The organism is Alkalinema pantanalense CENA528 (assembly GCF_050753345.1).
Lineage (GTDB): Bacteria > Cyanobacteriota > Cyanobacteriia > Leptolyngbyales > Leptolyngbyaceae > Alkalinema > Alkalinema pantanalense.
The window spans coordinates 42,241-60,858 of the sequence record NZ_JBLZFX010000002.1 but is presented as its reverse complement, the minus strand read 5'-3'; the positions used below and the strand labels follow the sequence as shown (position 1 = coordinate 60,858).

Annotated in this window: 6 protein-coding genes; 4 read left to right on the top strand and 2 right to left on the bottom strand. The window is 48.1% G+C overall.

Translation table 11 applies throughout. From position 1 onward, the window contains the following. Window positions 1-217 precede the first annotated feature (217 nt). The 3 genes from ACN4EG_RS00930 (at window position 218) to ACN4EG_RS00920 (ending at window position 7,464) form a co-directional block, all read left to right on the top strand. Entirely contained in the window at window positions 218-898 is a 681-nt protein-coding gene (locus ACN4EG_RS00930; protein ID WP_431627244.1) for a CIA30 family protein, read from the top strand. A 441-nt stretch (window positions 899-1,339) separates the two neighbouring features. Continuing rightward, window positions 1,340-3,589, top strand: a complete 2,250-nt coding sequence (locus ACN4EG_RS00925) for an ATP-binding protein (RefSeq protein WP_431627242.1) — start codon at window positions 1,340-1,342, stop codon at window positions 3,587-3,589. A gap of 425 nt (window positions 3,590-4,014) precedes the next feature. Continuing rightward, the gene (locus ACN4EG_RS00920) at window positions 4,015-7,464 is read left to right on the top strand and encodes a HEAT repeat domain-containing protein (protein ID WP_431627240.1); all 3,450 of its coding nucleotides are present in this window, start codon (window positions 4,015-4,017) and stop codon (window positions 7,462-7,464) included. Between the two features lie 131 nt (window positions 7,465-7,595). Here the strand turns inward: ACN4EG_RS00920 and ACN4EG_RS00915 are convergent, their stop codons facing one another. After that, the gene (locus ACN4EG_RS00915) at window positions 7,596-14,183 is read right to left on the bottom strand and encodes an ATP-binding sensor histidine kinase (protein ID WP_431627239.1); all 6,588 of its coding nucleotides are present in this window, start codon (window positions 14,181-14,183) and stop codon (window positions 7,596-7,598) included. A 473-nt stretch (window positions 14,184-14,656) separates the two neighbouring features. After that, window positions 14,657-17,227 carry a glycogen/starch/alpha-glucan phosphorylase gene (locus ACN4EG_RS00910; protein WP_431627237.1) on the bottom strand — a complete coding sequence of 857 codons (2,571 nt, stop codon included), beginning with the start codon at window positions 17,225-17,227 and terminating at the stop codon, window positions 14,657-14,659. A 452-nt stretch (window positions 17,228-17,679) separates the two neighbouring features. Between ACN4EG_RS00910 and ACN4EG_RS00905 the strand changes: the two genes are divergently transcribed. Continuing rightward, the gene (locus tag ACN4EG_RS00905; RefSeq protein ID WP_431627235.1) at window positions 17,680-18,540 is read left to right on the top strand and encodes a YaaW family protein; all 861 of its coding nucleotides are present in this window, start codon (window positions 17,680-17,682) and stop codon (window positions 18,538-18,540) included. The last annotated feature ends 78 nt before the right edge of the window (window positions 18,541-18,618 follow it).

Genomic DNA, 18,618 nt, shown 5'->3' with positions numbered 1-18,618 from the left:
CTTAGTTTACGAATCTTTATGAAAAAAAGTAACAAAACTGACGACGGTTCCTGAAATTCTCCCCTAAATCGATCGAACTCGGTTGTTGGGAAGCGAAGGATGATCCACAGGCATGATCCAGCCAATAGCTCGCGGCAGGGGAAGGGATAAATCCTTAGAATAGGATCTACTGGCTCCGTGTAACCGTTCATTACGCTCAGTTTGCTGAGTAACCCCGATGTCTCAACCCAATCCCTTGGAAAATTTAGGTCGCTTGGTCAAGACGCTGGATTACTTTGAAGTCATTCCGATCGTCAGTTGGATGCAAAAAATGTTTCAACCCAATTTACCCGTTCCCCAACCGCAAGTGACCCGCGTGACCTCCGGGCAGGCTGTGGTGTTTGATTTCACGACGATCGACAATCTGCCGCAAACTTGGGGCCCGGTGGATGATGTGGTGATGGGGGGTGTCAGCGCTAGTTCGTTGATTCGGACGATCGAGGGAGCGCTGTTTACGGGCAATGTTTCCACAGCCAATTCCGGTGGGTTTGCTTCGGTGCGCACGCGCAACTTTGAGGCTCCGTTGAATTTGGCTAATTATCAAGGGCTAGAACTGCGGTTAAAGGGTGATGGCAATCGTTACAAATTCCTTGCCCGTAGTGATATGGGCTGGGACACGATCGCCTATGCCTATGCTTTTGATACCCAGCCCAACGAATGGATGACAATCCGCATTCCCTTTGCAGAAATGATTCCGGTATTTCGGGCTAAGACGCTGCAAAATACAGCCCCGATCGACCCGAGTCAAATTCGATCGTTGCAATTGATGCTGAGTAAATTTGAATATGACGGCCAACTCAATCCAAAATTTACTCCCGGACAGTTTCATTTAGTGATTTCTTCTATTACTGCCTATTGAGGCGCGATCAGTCATTTCACAATCAAATGATATTGGGTGGTGTCACTTGTTTTCGGGTGGCACTTCTTTTGTTTTTGCAACAGTTGTCTTTACAACAGTTGTCTTTACAACAGTTGTCTTTGCAATAGTGGATAGCTGTGACCAAAGCTGGATGATGATGGGGGAAGACTGGCCCTGTGACTGTCTGCCGACTGAAGGGCTGATATTGAGATTCATCAAGATTTAGATAGTTTTGCCTCCCATCAGGGCACTCTGGCAATATATGGTGTTTCTTGCTCTACCTTCCCTATTAGGTGTCTCCCCACCGTTGTTGCAAGTCCATCGATCGACCGTTGGGCTAGGGATAACTGGTTCTATGCAACACTTAACCAGAGTAGATATGTTCCATTTAGTGGAATTTGACTAGTTAATATTTTGCCTGGGGCATTGGTTTTATCACCTATGAAATTTCGGCATTTGCACTTCGAAGGTAGGGAGAAGGCAGCGGCCATGTCTCTCCAGAAAAAGTTGCTGGTCACCTTTTTACCCATGAGCCTCCTACCGATCGGACTTGCAGGAATGATGGTGTGGGGCTTGACCTACCAGCGGGCAGCCCAACAAGCGGAGACCAGACTCAAATCCCTATCCGGTACAATCTCAGAATTAACCCATCGAGATTTAGAAAGTAAACTAGCTTTACTGAAGACAATTACGGCGAATCCCTTAGTGATGGATAGTGTAAAATCGGGGGCTTTGCAGACGGAAGCGATGGATCTTCCCAAGTTACCCATTGCACAGGTTGAAACCCAATTTCGCCAGACAAAGTTAATCCAGCCGAATCTATCCCTAAACCAGTACTTAAAAGATAGTGCTGAGAGTAGTCAATTTGCTGAAATTTTTATTACAGAGCGCAATGGCTTCAATGTGGCCTATAGCCAGCCAACTAGCGACTTTGTGCAAAGTGATGAAGCTTGGTGGCAGAACGGCAAGCACAAAGAACATTGGATAGGGATTCCTAAATTTGATCAGTCCAGCCAAAAGGTGACGATCGAAATCGTGACAGCTATCTATGATCCACAAACCAAAGTTTTCTCGGGCATTCTGAAGGGAGGCTATGATGCAGCTCAATTGGAATATTTGAAAAAGGATGTCCAAAATCTTCAACTGCTAGGTTCTGAGCAGCTTCAACTGATTGCGATTGGAGCGCAGCCTACGGTCATTGCAACGGTGCGGCCTAAGGGGATTAGTAGTTCTCAAGAGATTCCTGACCAAGCGGAACTGCTTAAACAGGTGCGTCATTTAGCAAATGGGGCTGTTCTATCCGATCGGTTGTCCTTTGAAGATCATTATTCAGTGTATTGGGCTGCGGGCGATCGTCAATATGCGCTGACGACCATTCCGGATACCAATTGGGTGACGGTGACCTCGGTGAAACTGACGCAAACTCAGGCCGCCGGGTATCAAGTCGCTTCCATGTTTACCTGGTTTTTCCTGGGGCTAAGCATTGCTGTGACGGCTGGAATTGTTCAGTTTTCCCGAACGATCGCGGCTCCGTTAAATCACTTGGCCTCCGTAGCCCAACAAGCTACAGAAAAAGCAGATTTCACCCTCCAAGCTGCGGCTGCAAACAATACCCATGAAGTCGGGGTGTTATCCCAATCTTTTAATCAATTACTTCAACGGGTACAGGAATTACTACAGGAACAACATAATGCCCGGAATGCTCTTGAGGACTATAATCAAACGCTAGAACAGAAAGTTCAAGAACGAACGCAACAACTTGAAAAATATAGTCAAACCTTAGAACAAAAGGTTGAGGAACGCACTCAAGCTTTACAGGAAAAGACTATTCATCTAGAGCACACCCTACAAGAATTGCAAAGCACACAGACTCAAATGGTGCAGGCAGAAAAAATGTCAAGTTTGGGGCAACTGGTTGCGGGGATTGCCCATGAGATTAATAATCCTGTTAACTTTATCCATGGGAACCTGATTCATGCCCATCATTACGTGCAGAATTTACTTGAGGTGTTGGCTGTATATGAAGCACAATATCCGAATCCCACAGTATCGATCGTAGAGACCAGAATAGACAATGATTTAGATTTTCTGAGGGATGATTTGCCGAAGTTATTAACGTCGATGCGAACCGGCACCGAAAGAATTCGCGAAATTGTCCAATCCCTCCGCAGCTTTTCGCGGTTGGATGAAGCGGATGTGAAAACCGTAGATATTCACGACGGAATTGACAGCACACTGATGATTTTAAGCCATCGCCTCAAGCCCCAAGGCCAACGTAAAGGAATTGAGGTGGTACGGGACTACGGGATATTGCCTCCTGTGGAATGCTATGCGGGGCAACTTAATCAGGTTTTTATGAATGTGATTGCGAATGCGATCGATGCGATCGAAGATAAACCGCTGCAGAATTTTGCAATCATGGGGCGGATTACAATCCGTACATCAGTGATTCGATCGAACTGGGTAGAAATTGCGATCTCGGATACAGGCAGCGGCATTCCCAACGAGATTCAGCAACGTATTTTCGATCCCTTCTTTACGACTAAACCCGTGGGCCGGGGGACTGGCATGGGGATGTCCATCAGCTATCAAATTGTCACAGAAAAGCACAAAGGGTATCTCAAATGCTGCTCAACGCCTGGGGTGGGTACTGAGTTTGTGATTCAAATTCCGATCCATGCAGAGATTTGAGGGTGGGGCGGAGGCTGGCGGCTTGCAGAAAATAGCGGCTTGCAGATTGCAGAAAATAGTGGCTTGAGAAAATAGCGGCTTGCAGAAAATAATGGACTGCGGCCCCCGTAATTGTGCGAGGGTTTGAAAATTTTGCGATCGCCTGTTCGGTGGTTTCCCTCATTGGGCATCCTAGGCCAAGCAGGGTTGCCTCTCTAAGGCTTCGTCATCTACATCTCACTACCGTTCTTTTGTTCCGCGTATCGTCATGCCTTCCTAGTTCGACTAGTTCAATCACGCTTGAAAGTGGATCCACCGATCAAGAGTTACTCTGTCTGGGGACCCTGGCATGCTGGTTGTGGGTAGCCATTAGGATGGACTCCAGTTTTTAGAGGGCACCCTGCTAAACGTTTTTTCCTCACAACGTTGATTTTCCTGCGGGTGCTATGGCTACTTCCAATCTGCGATCGCTATTCTGGGTAATGCAACTGAGTGCCTGGTGCATCATGCCCATTGCGCTGGTGACTTCGCCCCCGGCCTGGGCCAGTGCCCGACTGGTGGCAGAGGTGCAAAAACTGACGAATGAGGCTAAGCGGGACAAAGCCGTACAAATGTTGCAACAAGCGGGTTCTGCTGCCATTGAGCCACTGCTGGAAGTGATCGAGAATCGCAAAGCCCCCCTGAAAAATCGCCTAGCGGCGATCGCAACGCTCTCCGAACTAGGCTCCGACGCAGAATTAGCCGTTCCGGCCCTCAGCGAAGCTCTCAGCGATCGCAATGCAGAAATTCGGAGTCAAGCTGCGCGCACCTTGGGTGAGATTGGCCCAAAAGCTAAGGCATCCATTCCTGAATTGATTGTGGTTCTGAAGGATCCCAACGAAGGGGTTCGGATTAGTGCAGCCAATGCCCTCAGCCGCATGGGATCCGCAGCTAAGTCTGCCGTACCGGCCTTGCTTGAGGCGTTGGAAGATTCCAGTCAAGGGGTCAAGTCTAATGCGATCGCGGCCCTGTCTGGCCTAGGCAGTGACGCTAAGAATGCAGTTCCTAAATTGGTTGAAGCCCTCGCTGATGATGATGAAGGGGTCAGGCAAAGTGCCATTACTGCCTTGGGGCGTCTGGGGCCTGAGGCCAAGACTGCTGTACCTGCCCTCAGCCAAGCGTTGCACGATCCCGATAAGGACATTCGCCTTAGTGCCATTACCGCCCTAGGCCGTATTGGGGAAGAAGCAGGCGGCTCGGTGGAAGAGCTGGTCAAGTTGTTGCAGGGCAACGATCGAGAATTGCGATCCTTTGCGGCTCTCTCCTTAGGTCGCATGAGGGAAGCCGCAGCCCCCGCTGTCCCCGACTTGATGAAAGTTTTGGCCGATGCAGATAAAGACGTGCGGTTAAATGCTGCTGCTGCTTTGGGACGGATTGGCTATGAATCCCAGTTGGCAGTGCCCGCCCTGACCGAGACGCTCAAAGATACTAATATGGGCGTGCGGTTGAGTGCGGCGGCAGCGCTGGCCAGAATTGCTGGGGGGTTACAGGATCAGGCAACGCAGCTTTCCCGCGCAGATCTCACTGATGCCATGGAGTCGTTGGAAAAGACCTTGCCGATTTTGGAGGATCCCAGTAACGGCTTCAATGATGAAGTCATCGTCGCGGTGAAACGATCGCTCACCGTGTTGAAATCCACTAAAGATTCGCAACTGTTTGAGCGCACGTTGGATTGGTCTAAGGACAATCCCGCGATCGCCCTAATTGGGCTGTATGTGCTAGCGACCCCTGCCTTTTGGGTCTTCATTTTACTGGTGCGTCCGCTGTGGCTACTCAAGCTCAATGATTTGCTCAAACCCTATACGGATTTTGAACTGCCCACGCCCCTCGGCAATACGATTAAAGTCCCCCTGCGGTTTGTCATGTTCATGGGTTGGTTTCATTACCATCCTCGGGTTCTGGATGCTTGGGTCGAACAACAAGTGCCGATCGCACGGGATGCCTTTGCCCACAAGACGACCGTCAGCGATCGCGCGGTTTACATTCCCATCCCAGTCGTCATGCAAGGGAATACGTTCGCAGAACTGACTAGTCAGGATATGCATTCTACTTTTTGGGATGGGCGGCAGTGCTTGCTGATTTGGGGGGAAGGGGGGATTGGCAAAACCAGTTTGGCTTGCAATATGGCGAAGTGGGCCATGGCTGAGCAAAAAGAGCAGCGCCTCTGCCGCCATCGCATGATTCCAGTATTGCTGGAACAGGAACTAGATTTTAAAGTGCCGGAGGATAAGGATCCCTTCCGGGAGGCGATTCGGGGGCAGTTGCAGGCGCTGGTGGATTCGGCGGAACCCCTGTCCGATGAGTTTATTGAAAAGTTATTGCGCCAACGCCGAATTTTAGTGATTGTCGATCGCCTGTCGGAACTGAGTGAGGCGACGCGGCAGGAGATTCGTCCCGGCCATCCTGATTTTCCGGCCAATGCGCTGATTGTGACGTCGCGGGTAGAGGAAACGCTGGATGGCGTGCCGAAGACGATCGTACGTCCAATGCGGATTGAAGGCAATCGCCTCTCGTCTTTCCTAGAAGCCTATCTGACCCAATGTAATAAACGGGAATTGTTTAAGGATTCAGAATACTTCGATGCCTGTAGCCAATTGTCCAAAATGGTGGGGCAGCGCAATATCACCGTCTTGCTGGCGAAACTCTACGCTGAGCAAATGATTTCGACTAAAGATCACGATCGGGAAGAAAATCTGCCGGATAATATTCCCGATTTAATGCTGAGTTACTTAAACGAACTCAACCGTAACCACAACGAAGATGAACCGGATAATCCCACCATTCACCAAGACAGCAAAATTATTGCTTGGGAATGCTTAAAGCAATCCTTCCGTCCGGCTCCTGCAAGGCGAGAAACCATTTTGATGGAATTGGAAACGCAGTTAGGGGTGGATAGTGAAACGGCCAAAGCTCGGCTCAAACATTTGGAAAAACGCTTACGCATTCTACACACCGTTGGCCCAGCCCAGGATCAAATCTGCTTTGCCCTTGATCCCTTAGCGGAATGTTTGGCTGCATTACATTTAGTCGAATTGTATGGCAACGAAGCCTATTTATGGGCTGACTTATTGCTGCAAGCAGACGCGATGCCCGGTGCGCCAGAAAGTATCCAAGGATTTCTCTTAGCGTTGCGGGATTGTTGTCTCTCCCGTGGTGTGGATATGGATATCCCAGAGTTTATTCTGGATGAATTGGGTCGGCGTGTGGGCTTGAGTGCGGAGTTGTTGCGGCGGGCGCAGGTGGAGCAACGGCTGGCACGACTCGCGCCTAGATTGCAGGATGAATTATTAGACAGTCGGTTACGGGCGATTCGCGAACTGAGTGATTTGGGGGGGGCGGCGAAACCGGTGTTGCCGGGATTGGTCAAAGCCTTCCAGGATGATCATTGGCAAGTGCGCCAGGAAGCGATTAGAGCCGTAGGTCAGATTGGTGCTGAAGCTCGCAGTGCAATCCCGGCGTTGGTGGAGCGGATTCGGGATTCCGATCGCCGCATTTCCGGAGAAGCGATCGCGGCGCTTGGAAAAATTGGGACTGTTGCGATTCCTGCATTGATTAGTGCGTTGGAATCCAAGGTGCCCCATGTGCGCAGTAGTGCCGCTTGGGTGCTGGCCAGTTTTGAATCCAATGCCAAAATTGCGGTACCAGCCCTGACCCGCTGTTTGCAGGATGAGGATTGGCAGGTGCGGTGGGTGGCAGCCTATGCCCTAGGCGCGATCGGGGCAGAGGCGAAGGAAGCGGTTCCGGCATTGATTGCAGCGTGCAAAGGGGAATTATCCCTCGTGCGGCAGGAGGCCAGTCGAGCGTTGTGGCGGATCAATGGTGAGGAGGCTTCGGCGATCGTAACTGCGCTGAGTTAGTAGTGAAAATGAGCTAGTAGTCGCAATGAATATCTCTAGTGCATAGGGTTTATCCCGGTGTACTAGGGATTCATCGAGGGCAGAAGGGTGGTAGTTGGATCATATAGGAGTTGGATCATACAGAAGTTGGATTATACAATAGGCAGCTGAATTACAAAGGTTGATCCTTGCCCTACCTGAGATTCTACGGCTAGCAGCCCCCCATGCTTTTCTTCCACAATTTGCCGCGCTATCGCCAAACCTAGACCCGTTCCTTGGCCCACACCCTTGGTGGTAAATAAATGGTCGAAAATTCTGGCTTTCACGTCTTCATTCATGCCTTTGCCATTGTCCTGAATTCGAATTTCTACAGTATTTTGTCCTTCTAGTTTCGTTTGAATCGTAATCTGTTGTGGATTGAGTTGTAAGTCACTGTAGGTGGTTTTCTGTGCCATTTCATCGAACATGTCGATCGCGTTAGCAATAATGTTCATAAAAACTTGGTTGATTTGTCCTGGAAAGCATTGAATCTCAGGAATATCTCCATAGTTTTGAAGGACTTCGATCGCAGGACGGTGCTCGTTGGCCTTCAGGCGGTATTTAAGAATGAGGATCGTACTATCAATGCCTTCATGCAGGTTAGCACTAACCTTATGTTCCAGGTCTGCCCGCGAGAAGGTACGGAGGCTAGTACTGATCGATTTAATGCGATCGGTAGCTCCGTGCATGGAGTTGATGAGTTTTAAGAAGTCTTGGCGCAGGAATTCCAAATCAATGTTTTCCGCATGGTCTTGAATTTCCGTTGCGGGATTGGGATAGTGGGTTTGATAAAGATTCAAATGCTCTAGCAAATCTTTGAGATAGTCCTTGCCATTGGTAATGCTGCCATTCAGAAAACCGATCGGGTTGTTAATTTCGTGGGCGATTCCTGCTACCAAGTTACCTAATGAGGCCATTTTCTCACTTTGAACCATTTGTAACTGAGTATTTTGTAATTCCTGTAAGGTTTGTTCTAAGGCTTGGGATTTTTGTCGAATGGTAGCTTCCGCAGCGATTCGATCGCTGACATCTTGAATCATGGAGAAGATACCAATGGCGTTGTCTTGAGTATCTCTCAACGGTGTATTAATCCATTCACAAGTGATGAGGGTCTGATCTTTGCGAATATTTTGGTTCAAGCTGAAAAATCCACCTTCTTGCTCAAGGAGTGCCTGCATAACTAGGGCAACATGAGGTCGATCACATTCGGGCACAATTTGATTGGCGTGCTGTCCTAGCATTTCCTCTGCGGTATAGCCAAAAATCTTCTCGGCAGATGGATTCCAACTCATCACTTGAAATTCAGTGTTCCATTCAATAATGCCAATGGGTGTTTTCTGAATTAAGAAGGTGAGTTTTTCTTGGAAAGCCTTAGATGCCGCTTCTGCAGCTTTGCGATCGCTAATGTCCCGCATAATGGTGGAGAAATTTTGCACTTCTCCTGATTCAGACTTGTGGGCAATAATGACTTGAGAAACGGGAACTTCTTGATTATGGGTATCCAGCAGCACCACCTCTCCGCTCCAACTCCCCTGCTGGATGGCAATGGGCAAACCCTGCTCTCGGATAATTTGGTTCGTCCATTGGGGATGGCATTCTGAAATATGCTTTGGGTTACTGGGATTAAATAAATCTGGACGAAATTCACAGAAGCTTTTGTTGTGCCATAAAATCTGCCCCTGAGCACTTGCTAAACCCACAAAATCTGGTGTGGCGTCTAAAATATCTATAAATTGTTGTTGCTCTCGTTCCAGTTTTTTGCGATCGCTAATATCCCTGACTAAGCAATGGAGAATCGTGTCATTATCATAGGGAATAGCAGTTAAAGTGACCTCTGCAAAAAAGTGTTGGCCGTTTGGTCGTTGGTGTAACCATTCAAAGCGAAGATGCCCTATTTCTAGGGATTTTGCAAGGATCAGTGCTTCCTTCTCTTGGGATGAAATTCCATCTGGTTGAAATTCTGGGGAAATGGCAGAGGGATAAATATTTAGGAGTTGAGATTTTTCGGTGTATTGAAAGAGATCCAATGCTGCCTGATTGCAATCGATAAATCCGTCTTGGTTTAGGAGAAGAATTGCATCGGTTGCTTGTTCAAAAATAGCTTTGAGCCTGAGTTCTGAGGCTTTCAACTGGTCACTCTTCTGTTGCTCCAGGGTATACAGCCGCGCATTCTCTAACGAGATAGCAGCTTGGGTGCAAAGGAGATTGAGAACGGAAACACGCTCTTGGGTGAATGTACCACTGGTTGCTTGATTCTCTAAGAGAAGGATCCCGGTGAAATGACCTTGATTGAGCATCGGTAAACACAGCACGCTTTTGGGTTGGTGCTGTCTGAGATAGTCGCCAATCACGGGTAAATCGGTCTCTAGATTGTCAATCACAACCAGTGCTTGGGTGTTTTTGACGTACTGAATCAGTTTGATGGGAAGCAGTGGGTGATTGGTCAGTTCTTCAGTGCAAAGGTGAGTGTGCTCGGCAGTTGCGATCGCCCGTACCTGCCATTCTTCAGAGGGATTGGGGAGAATTAAAGCACAGCGATCGGCCCCAGAGTTTTGCAGAATAATTTGGGTGAGGTGATTTAACAGTTCTTCTAATTGAATGCTACTAGAGAGGGCCTGTGAGGCTCTGAGGATAGCTGTAAAGTCCAGGGTTTGGTTAATACTGCTGCTGGAACTTTTGCGATAATGCGAATGCACAGTGACGTTTACTGGGGCGATCGTCATCAAGGGATTTAATCGGTGTGTGGAGGGATCTGGGGGCTCCAAGATTGGATGCAGTAGATGAGGATAGCGAATTTCTAAGTCTGCTACTTTAGCTTGGGCACCCCAGCGAGCATAGCAATAGTAGGCTTCTTGCAGGTAGCCTGCTGCAACTTTGTCTTTGCCCCAATTTAAGTAGAATTTGGCGGCCAGTTCATTGGCGAGTGCCTCATCTTGAATAAAGCCATTCTCTTTGGCGCTAGCGATCGCGCGATCGTAATACTCGATCGCTTCAGTTTTGTTGCCCAATATTTGATAATGCTCGGCAGCCACTAATTCCCAACGATGCTGATGATTCATCGGAGCAAAAGTTGCCCAATTTCGTAGTTGGTCTTGATGTTGTTGAATTCGCTGAAGAATTGACGGACGAACTTCTGGTTCAGCACTCGTGTATTGGGCGCATTGAATGAGAGCATCAAATAAAAAGTAAACAGGAATAGCAAATGTTGCAACCACTCCATCTAGATATTGAGCCGTTGTGGCAGAATTTTGTGCGGCACGAGTCTGTTGCTCAAACAGGTAGTAAAGGATGGTTTGATTCAAATGCCACCGAAATAAGGCTCCTCTTTGATTTGTTGTCTGTAAATCAAGAAGCCTTTCTTGGCTAAAAATGGTGCCTGTCAAAATATAAGGAACTTCTGCTTTCCCTAATAAATTGAGCAGCATTTGTTGAGAAATTTCTTGAAAATGTAATGGTGCGATCTGCTGCTGCTGCTGGATCGCTTGACGATAGGTATCCGTTGTCTTTAATAGATTTGCTAATTCTTGTCCTGCTAGATAAGTGCCATAACAGTAGTCTACGGCACTCAAGCAAGCAATATCGAGATCTCCCGTTTCTAATCCACGCTGGTAAGTCTCCTGTAACTTAGGAAGACTCTCTGAGAGACTACTTTTCCAATGCTTAATATACTGGTTAACTATATAAAAGCTTCGACATTGAAGGGATGGAATTTGTAGCTGCTCTAATAGCTTTAAAGCTAATGCACCAAATTCGTAGCCATTTTCTATATCACCGATAATGCCACAAAGAATTAAACCATAGTCGGCGTATGAAAAAACTGAAACCGGACAGTTGCCAAATTGAATGGAGAGTTCTACCTGTTTGAAAATCAAGAGTGGCATTATACTAGGTGCTGCTTTATAAGCAGGTGACACCAAAATACTCAAAATTTCCATGGCCGCTAAAATCTGCGGATTTTGCATCGGAGGAAGATCTAGCAAACGATTCAGCGATCGCTCATTCCACAGAGATCTCGTAACACTAAAGGCTTGACCAATCTCGGTTTGGGTGGGGTGTTCCGGAAATTCGAACCCCAACTCACGAAGCACTTGTAAACCAAGTTGGATTCCCTCCAGCAGTTTACCTTCAGAAGTAGAACTCAAGATTCGGGTTTTCTGTACCCGAGTGGTATCTATCTGAGTGCGGGCATGTTTCAAGGCAATCATGGCCCACCTTTCCATTTCCCTATATTGAGTATTTAGGTAACTGGATTCAGTGATTTCTTCGTGAAGTGCCAAGCTGAGGTCATAGTGGGTCTGCCAGCTATCTTGAGGCAAAAGTTGGATGCCTTGCTCAAAGTACGCGATCGCGGCTTGATAGGCGGTAGCAGTTTTTGCTTTGCGTCCTGCTGCTAGGTTTAAATTAGCTAAGGTTTCTCGTTCTTGAGGTGATGTAATGATTGTGCTGCCAAGGTTGAGGTGATTGACAATGGCAAATAGTCGCTCTTCCCGTTCCTGCGGAGAAGCCTCACCCAGGAGTGTCTGCCCCATCTTGAGGTGTATGTTCTGTTTCTGATCGGTGGCAATGAGTGAATAGGCAGCTTGTTGGATACGATCGTGCAAAAACCGATACCCTGGATTCACAGGAGTTTGGGAATTTTGCTGATCGAACTGCTCAAGATCGATCGACTGGAAAAAACGATAAACTTGCGTGACTGGTATAATCAGCCCTTCATGTAGTGCTTGCCAGAGCGTTGCGGCCACAGCAGTTTTGGATTGTTCACCTACGATCGCTAGTGTTTCCAAATCGAACTGAGCACCAATACAAGCCGCCAGTTTCAAAATCTCTTGCGTTGCTTCCGGCAGCTTCTGCAACTGCAACGCCATAAATTCCACCACATCATCCGTCAATGCCGCATCCCGAACCTGTGCAATATCACATTGCCAATGGCCCGCAGCTGCATCAAAATTAATCAGCTTATCTTGATGCAAGGTTTTGAGAAATTGGGTGGTAAAAAAGGGATTACCCTGGGTTTTCTGCATCACCAGTTCCGTTAACGGCTCTGCCAACGGCTCCGCACAGTGCAGCGTATCCGTGATCAACTGATTTAAGCTATTTTGGCTCAGGGGTTGAAGGGCGATCGTATTTACCATTTCCCCCGCTTTTTGGATTGTGTCGAGGGTCAACATTAACGGATGCGCCGCAAACACTTCGTTATCCCGATAGGCTCCAATCAGCAACAAATAACCCAGCGATGCTTCAGTCATCAACACTTGCATCAAATTTAATGAAGCAGAATCCGCCCACTGCAAATCATCCAGAAACATCACCAAGGGGTGCTCTGGGGTGGTGAAGACTTGAATGAAGCGTTGGAATAGGAGATTAAACCGATTCTGAGCGGCGGTTCCCGACAATTCAGGCGCAGGCGGTTGGGCACCAATAATCCGTTCTAGTTCAGGAATCACCTCAATCATGACTTGCCCATTGTCACCCAAGGCATTCAGAATTTGTGTTTTCCACGTTTGCAACTGCCTATCGCTTTCACTCAGCAATTGCCCCATCAAATCCCGCAAGGCTTGCACAAAAGCTGATAACGGAATGTTGCGGTTAAATTGGTCAAATTTACCCTTGATAAAGTAGCCGTTTTGTCGGGTGATCGGTTTATGGACTTCGTTGACGATCGCCGTTTTGCCAATCCCAGAAAATCCGGCTACGAGCATCAATTCTGTTGCTCCCTGGGAAACTCGTTCAAAGGCATTCAGAAGTGTCTCTACCTCTGCTTCACGCCCGTAAAGTTTTTCAGGAATGGTGAAGCGATCGCTGATATCCCGTTGCCCAAGGGAGAATTCAGGAATGGTGCCCGTTTGGTTCCATTGTTCTAAACAATGTTTTAAATCATGTTTAAGACCTAGTGCGCTTTGGTAGCGGTCTTCGGCATTTTTGGCCATCAGCTTAGCGACGATCTTTGCAACCATGACAGGGATGTCTGGATTGACCTGATGGACGGGAATGGGCTGCTGGGCGATGTGGCAATGGACTAATTCGAGGGGGTCATCGGAGTTGAAGGGTAAACGGCCTGTCAGGAGTTGATAGAGTGTGACCCCGAAGGCATAGAAATCGGTGCGATAGTCAATGGCGCGATTCATGCGTCCGGTTTGTTCCGGGGCGAGGTAGGCGAGGGTGCCTTCGAGGCTGTTGGGATTGAGGAGTGTTTGGGTTTCTTTGGGCAGTAAGGAAGCAATGCTGAAGTCGATGAGCTTGACTTGCTTGGACTCTGGGTGAATGAGGATGTTAGCGGGTTTAATATCTTTGTGGACGATTTGGTGTTGGCATAACCCATGGAGAATGTCAGTGATTTGCAACCCGATCGTCAACACTTCAGAAATTTCCAGTCCGGATTGCTGAATATATTTTTCAAGGGAGATTTCTCCATTATCCTCCATGATTAGGGCATAGCATCTTCCCACGGATTCTAAGCTCAAAGGTTTCGCAATGCCAGGAATCGCTAGATTTTTAGTAATCGTATACTGGTTGCAAAACTGGACTAATTCATTGAAGCTAGGATATTCTCGCCGCAGTACCTTAATGACAACTGGCTCGCTGCCTTCGGCTTTCAATGCCCGATAGACCGCTGTGCGAGTACCAAGATACAACAGTTCCCCCAAGGTATAACCAAAGACTTGAGGCAACAAATCATCGGAGATCGGGGTTGGACATAACATAGGTTTGATGGCAGCGGTGATCCTAATTGGTTGACTCACCCATTAGGATGCCCAATCGCTTATACAATCTCATCATAACTTCATAGAGATCTGTGGAATGTCAGTAATCACCGAAACCGGATCACGCAGTCTAGAGTGTAGCGTCAAAAGTGTGGATTGAAAGTGGATTAAATCAGTTTTTGATCCATTTCCCCGGAAATGCTGCTCATGGTCTGATTACGCTTACCCTAATTTCCACGATCGTCTCTAGTTGTTGCTAGCGATTTTCCGATTATTTATCTTTTATGTAGTGATCTCTGACCATGCATGAAGTACAAATTACCGAAAATATTTGACTATAACTAATGCGGATCAATCTAATGCGGATCAATTGTAGTTCGTATTTTTGATCCGCATTAGAAATATAGAAAAGACGTGGATGATTACACTATAGAGCCTAAAACTCTCCTAGGTGAATCTGATCATTTGCTTAATCAATGTAATCGGCAGATGAGTTCTCCGCCATGGCTCCGTTCCCATTGCGTATAGTTCTCTAAATTAATTCGCTCAGATGATACTTGCCAAATATCCTTCGCGTATTCTTCGATCGACCGATCGGAGGAAAATTTACCCATCCGAGCCGCATTCAAAATTGACATGCGAGTCCAATGCTCACTGTCGCAATAACTTTGACTGACTTGGGTTTGACAGTCGAGATAGGACTGGTAATCCGCCAACAGCATAAATGGATCGCTCGTGAGTAGCTTATCCAGCAACGGTTTGAACAGATCCCGATCGCCATGGGAGAAATGTCCCGATGCAATTAAATCGATCGCATCCTTCAGGTTGGGGTTCATGGCGTAGTAGTCCCAGGGGTTGTAGCCTTGGGACTTGAGGGCTGCAACTTGATCGGTGGTCAAGCCAAATAGGAAGAAGTTTTCTGCTCCGGCTTCTTCTCGAATTTCGATGTTGGCTCCGTCCAGGGTTCCGATCGTGAGTGCACCGTTCATGGCAAACTTCATATTGCCCGTGCCGGATGCTTCGAGGCCAGCGGTGGAAATCTGTTCTGACAAATCCGCTGCGGGATAAACCCGTTGGCTGTTGGTCACGTTGTAATCTGGCAAAAAGACTACCCGCAGGCGATCGCGCACGTCGGGATCTTTGTTCACCATTTCTCCCACTGCAGTGATGAGCTTAATCATTAGCTTAGCCATGAAATAGCCCGGAGCCGCTTTTCCGCCAAAAATGAATGTGCGGGGTGGAATCTCCGATCGTGGATTTTGCTTCAACTGGTTGTACAACGTGACGATGTGTAAAACATTCAGATGTTGTCGTTTGTATTCGTGAATCCGTTTTACCTGCACGTCAAATAGGGATTTGGGATCAACCAGAATATCCAGGGTTTTATGGATATGATTCGCCAAATCTTGCTTGATCGCTTGCTTCATCGTGTGCCAATCGTGGCGGAAAGCAGGATCATCGGCCAAGGGCTCTAACTGCTGGATTTCACTGAGATGCTTGATCCAGCGATCGCCGATGTGGGTCGTCACCAACTGGGTCATGCGAGGATTGCTCAGAACGATCCAGCGCCGAGGGGTCACACCATTGGTTTTGTTGCAGAATTTGTGGGGAAAGAGTTGATAAAAATCCTGCAAAACGGTTTCTTTCAATAGCTCACTATGTAACTCTGCAACCCCATTGATCCGATGACTACCCACACAAGCCAGATTTGCCATGCGGACATAGCGCTCCCCCGTTTCGTCAATCAAAGACATGCGAGCTAGGCGATCGCCATCCTTAGGAAACTTCATCCGCACCTGTTCTAGAAAGCGAGAATTGACTTCGTAAATGATCTCTAAGTGGCGGGGCAGCAGGCTGGCAAACAAATCGATCGCCCATTTCTCCAATGCTTCCGGCATTAGGGTGTGATTGGTATAGGCAAAGGTTTTTTGGGTGATGTCCCAGGCTGTATCCCAGTCCATAGAGTATTCATCCACCAATAACCGCATCAGTTCGGCCACGGCGATCGCGGGATGGGTATCGTTCAGTTGAATCGTGAACTTCTCATGGAATTGCTCGATCGGAATATTCTGTCCTTGCAAAATACGGAACATATCCTGCAATGAGCAAGATACAAAAAAGAATTGCTGTTCTAAACGCAATTGCTTGCCCGCGACCTTTTCATCATTGGGATAGAGCACCTTGGTCAAATTTTCTGAACTGACCTTTTGCTCCACTGCGCCGTAGTAATTGCCTTGATTAAATACCGCAAAATCAAAGGATTCGATCGCCTCCGCTTTCCACAACCGTAGGGTATTGGCCGTGTTGACCTTGTAGCCCAGGATCGGCGTGTCATAGGGAATGCCCAGCACTTCCCGATCGGGAATCCACCGGACTCGGTACCGATCGTGTTCATCGCGGTAGGCTTCGGTATAGCCACCAAACTTGACTTCCACCGCCCATTCCGGTCGGGCAATTTCCCAGGCATTGCCATAGCGCAACCATTTGTCCGTCAGTTCCACCTGCCAGCCATCGCGAATCACTTGGTCGAAGATGCCAAATTCGTAGCGAATGCCATAGCCCAGGGATGGAATTTCCAAGGTTGCCATCGAGTCGATATAGCAAGCCGCAAGCCGCCCCAAACCGCCATTACCTAGCCCTGGTTCTTCCTCCTGCGCCAGCAATTCCTCAAAATCCAAACCCAGTTCTTTGATGGCCTGATTAACTTGGTCAAAGATCCCCAAGTTAATCAGGTTATTGCCTAAGTGGGGGCCCATCAGAAACTCAGCGGAGAGATAGCAAACGGTTCGGGATCGTTTCTGGGTATAGGTTTCAGCGGTACTATTCCAACGCTGCAACATACGATCGCGTACAGTATAAGCCAACGCCATATAGTAGTCATGCTGGGTCGCGAGCGCCACAGGTTTGCCCTGAAGGTAAAACAAGTTATCCAAAAAGGCCCGTTTGATGGTCTCTACGCTTAGACCCGTACGATCGGCTTCGAGCTCGTGCAGATCCTCGGTAGCAATATCCTCTACTGAGGAATTGTATTTTGGCAAATTCATAGTGCTGTGTGCGTTTGTTGTAGCGGTTGAAGTGACCTAGATTACACCTTTCATCAGACTGGAGAAGTAGGGTTAATTTTGTGTGTAATCATACAAACTTCCTAAAGTTTGTGGGAAGCTGGTATCACAAGTAACGAAAGTTGCATTAAATTATGCAACGGTCTAAGGGGTGGAAAGACGGCTCACAGCGCTAGCTTATAGTTTTGGCCCGCAATTTTGGCCCACAGTTTTGGCCCGCAATTTTGGCCCACAGTTCTGGCCCACAGTGGGCTCCTAGACTTGAGTAGATCCCAGTGCCCAGTGGATCCCAGCTTTGGATATTCTGCAATAATAGAGACTCCATAGCGCCTTGCAGAGAAGTATCGGTTGTCCTGTCCTGGGATAATCTCTCCCTAGGTCAAGCAACCTTCGCTAGAATAATCGTCAGGATTTTATCCGTGAGGAGTAGACCAGTGGACGAACTACGGGCAGCTTTGGAGTTGGCAACCGATGACGAACTGCGCGAGTTAACCGAAATTTTATTCCGCCCAAAATTTAATCCTCTGGATTACTTGAACAAAACGGATCCACTCGATATCCAAGCCCTCGATCGGGAAGATTGGATGGATGAGTTGGAAGATCGGTTTCGGTTTTTGGCGGCGGATGGGATGACGGTGCTTCAGCGCAAAACCCACTGTGTCAGTTATCGTCAAGCGTTGTTGCAAGTTTGCCGTTATCTGCGTCTGCCCTACCAAGTTTCAATGTCTACGATGGAACTGGAGGCGGAAATTTTCCTGCACCTGCTCAACCGAGCTTGGAAGAAGCTCCCCGAAGCAGAACAGGTCAGTTTGACCAAGCGGGTGCAGCGATCGCTGTCCCACACCAGTTTGATTGATAAATTGCCCCAAGCCCTGCAAAAGGATCCCATGAGTTTGGTGATCAAAGGCGGCAGTGCGATCGCTGTTAGTTCTGTGGTTAAGCCCTTGTTGCTGCAATTGATTGCCCGCCAGTTTGCCCTACACTTTGCCCGGTACCACGTTGCTAATTCCACTTTGGCAGCGGGGGGATTGGCCACCGTTTCCCAGTTACAAACCCAGTTCACAATGCGAATGGCCCAATATGGCATGACCGTCAATGCGGCTCGCTATGGGGCAGTGAGAACGGCTTTTTCGTTCCTTGGCCCTGCGATGTGGACTTGGTTCATAGCAGACCTGGGCTGGCGCAGTATTTCCACCAACTATGCCCGCATTATTCCCACAATTTTCGCCCTTGCCCAAATTCGCCTGACGCGGGGCAATGAAGATGGCGGTATGGTGATGGCCTATAGTTCGTAGCGGTTTCTGGGGAGATGGGGATTAGCAGTTGCGATCGAGATGCGCCAAATGCTATTAATCCGAACCGCCTGCGCCCTA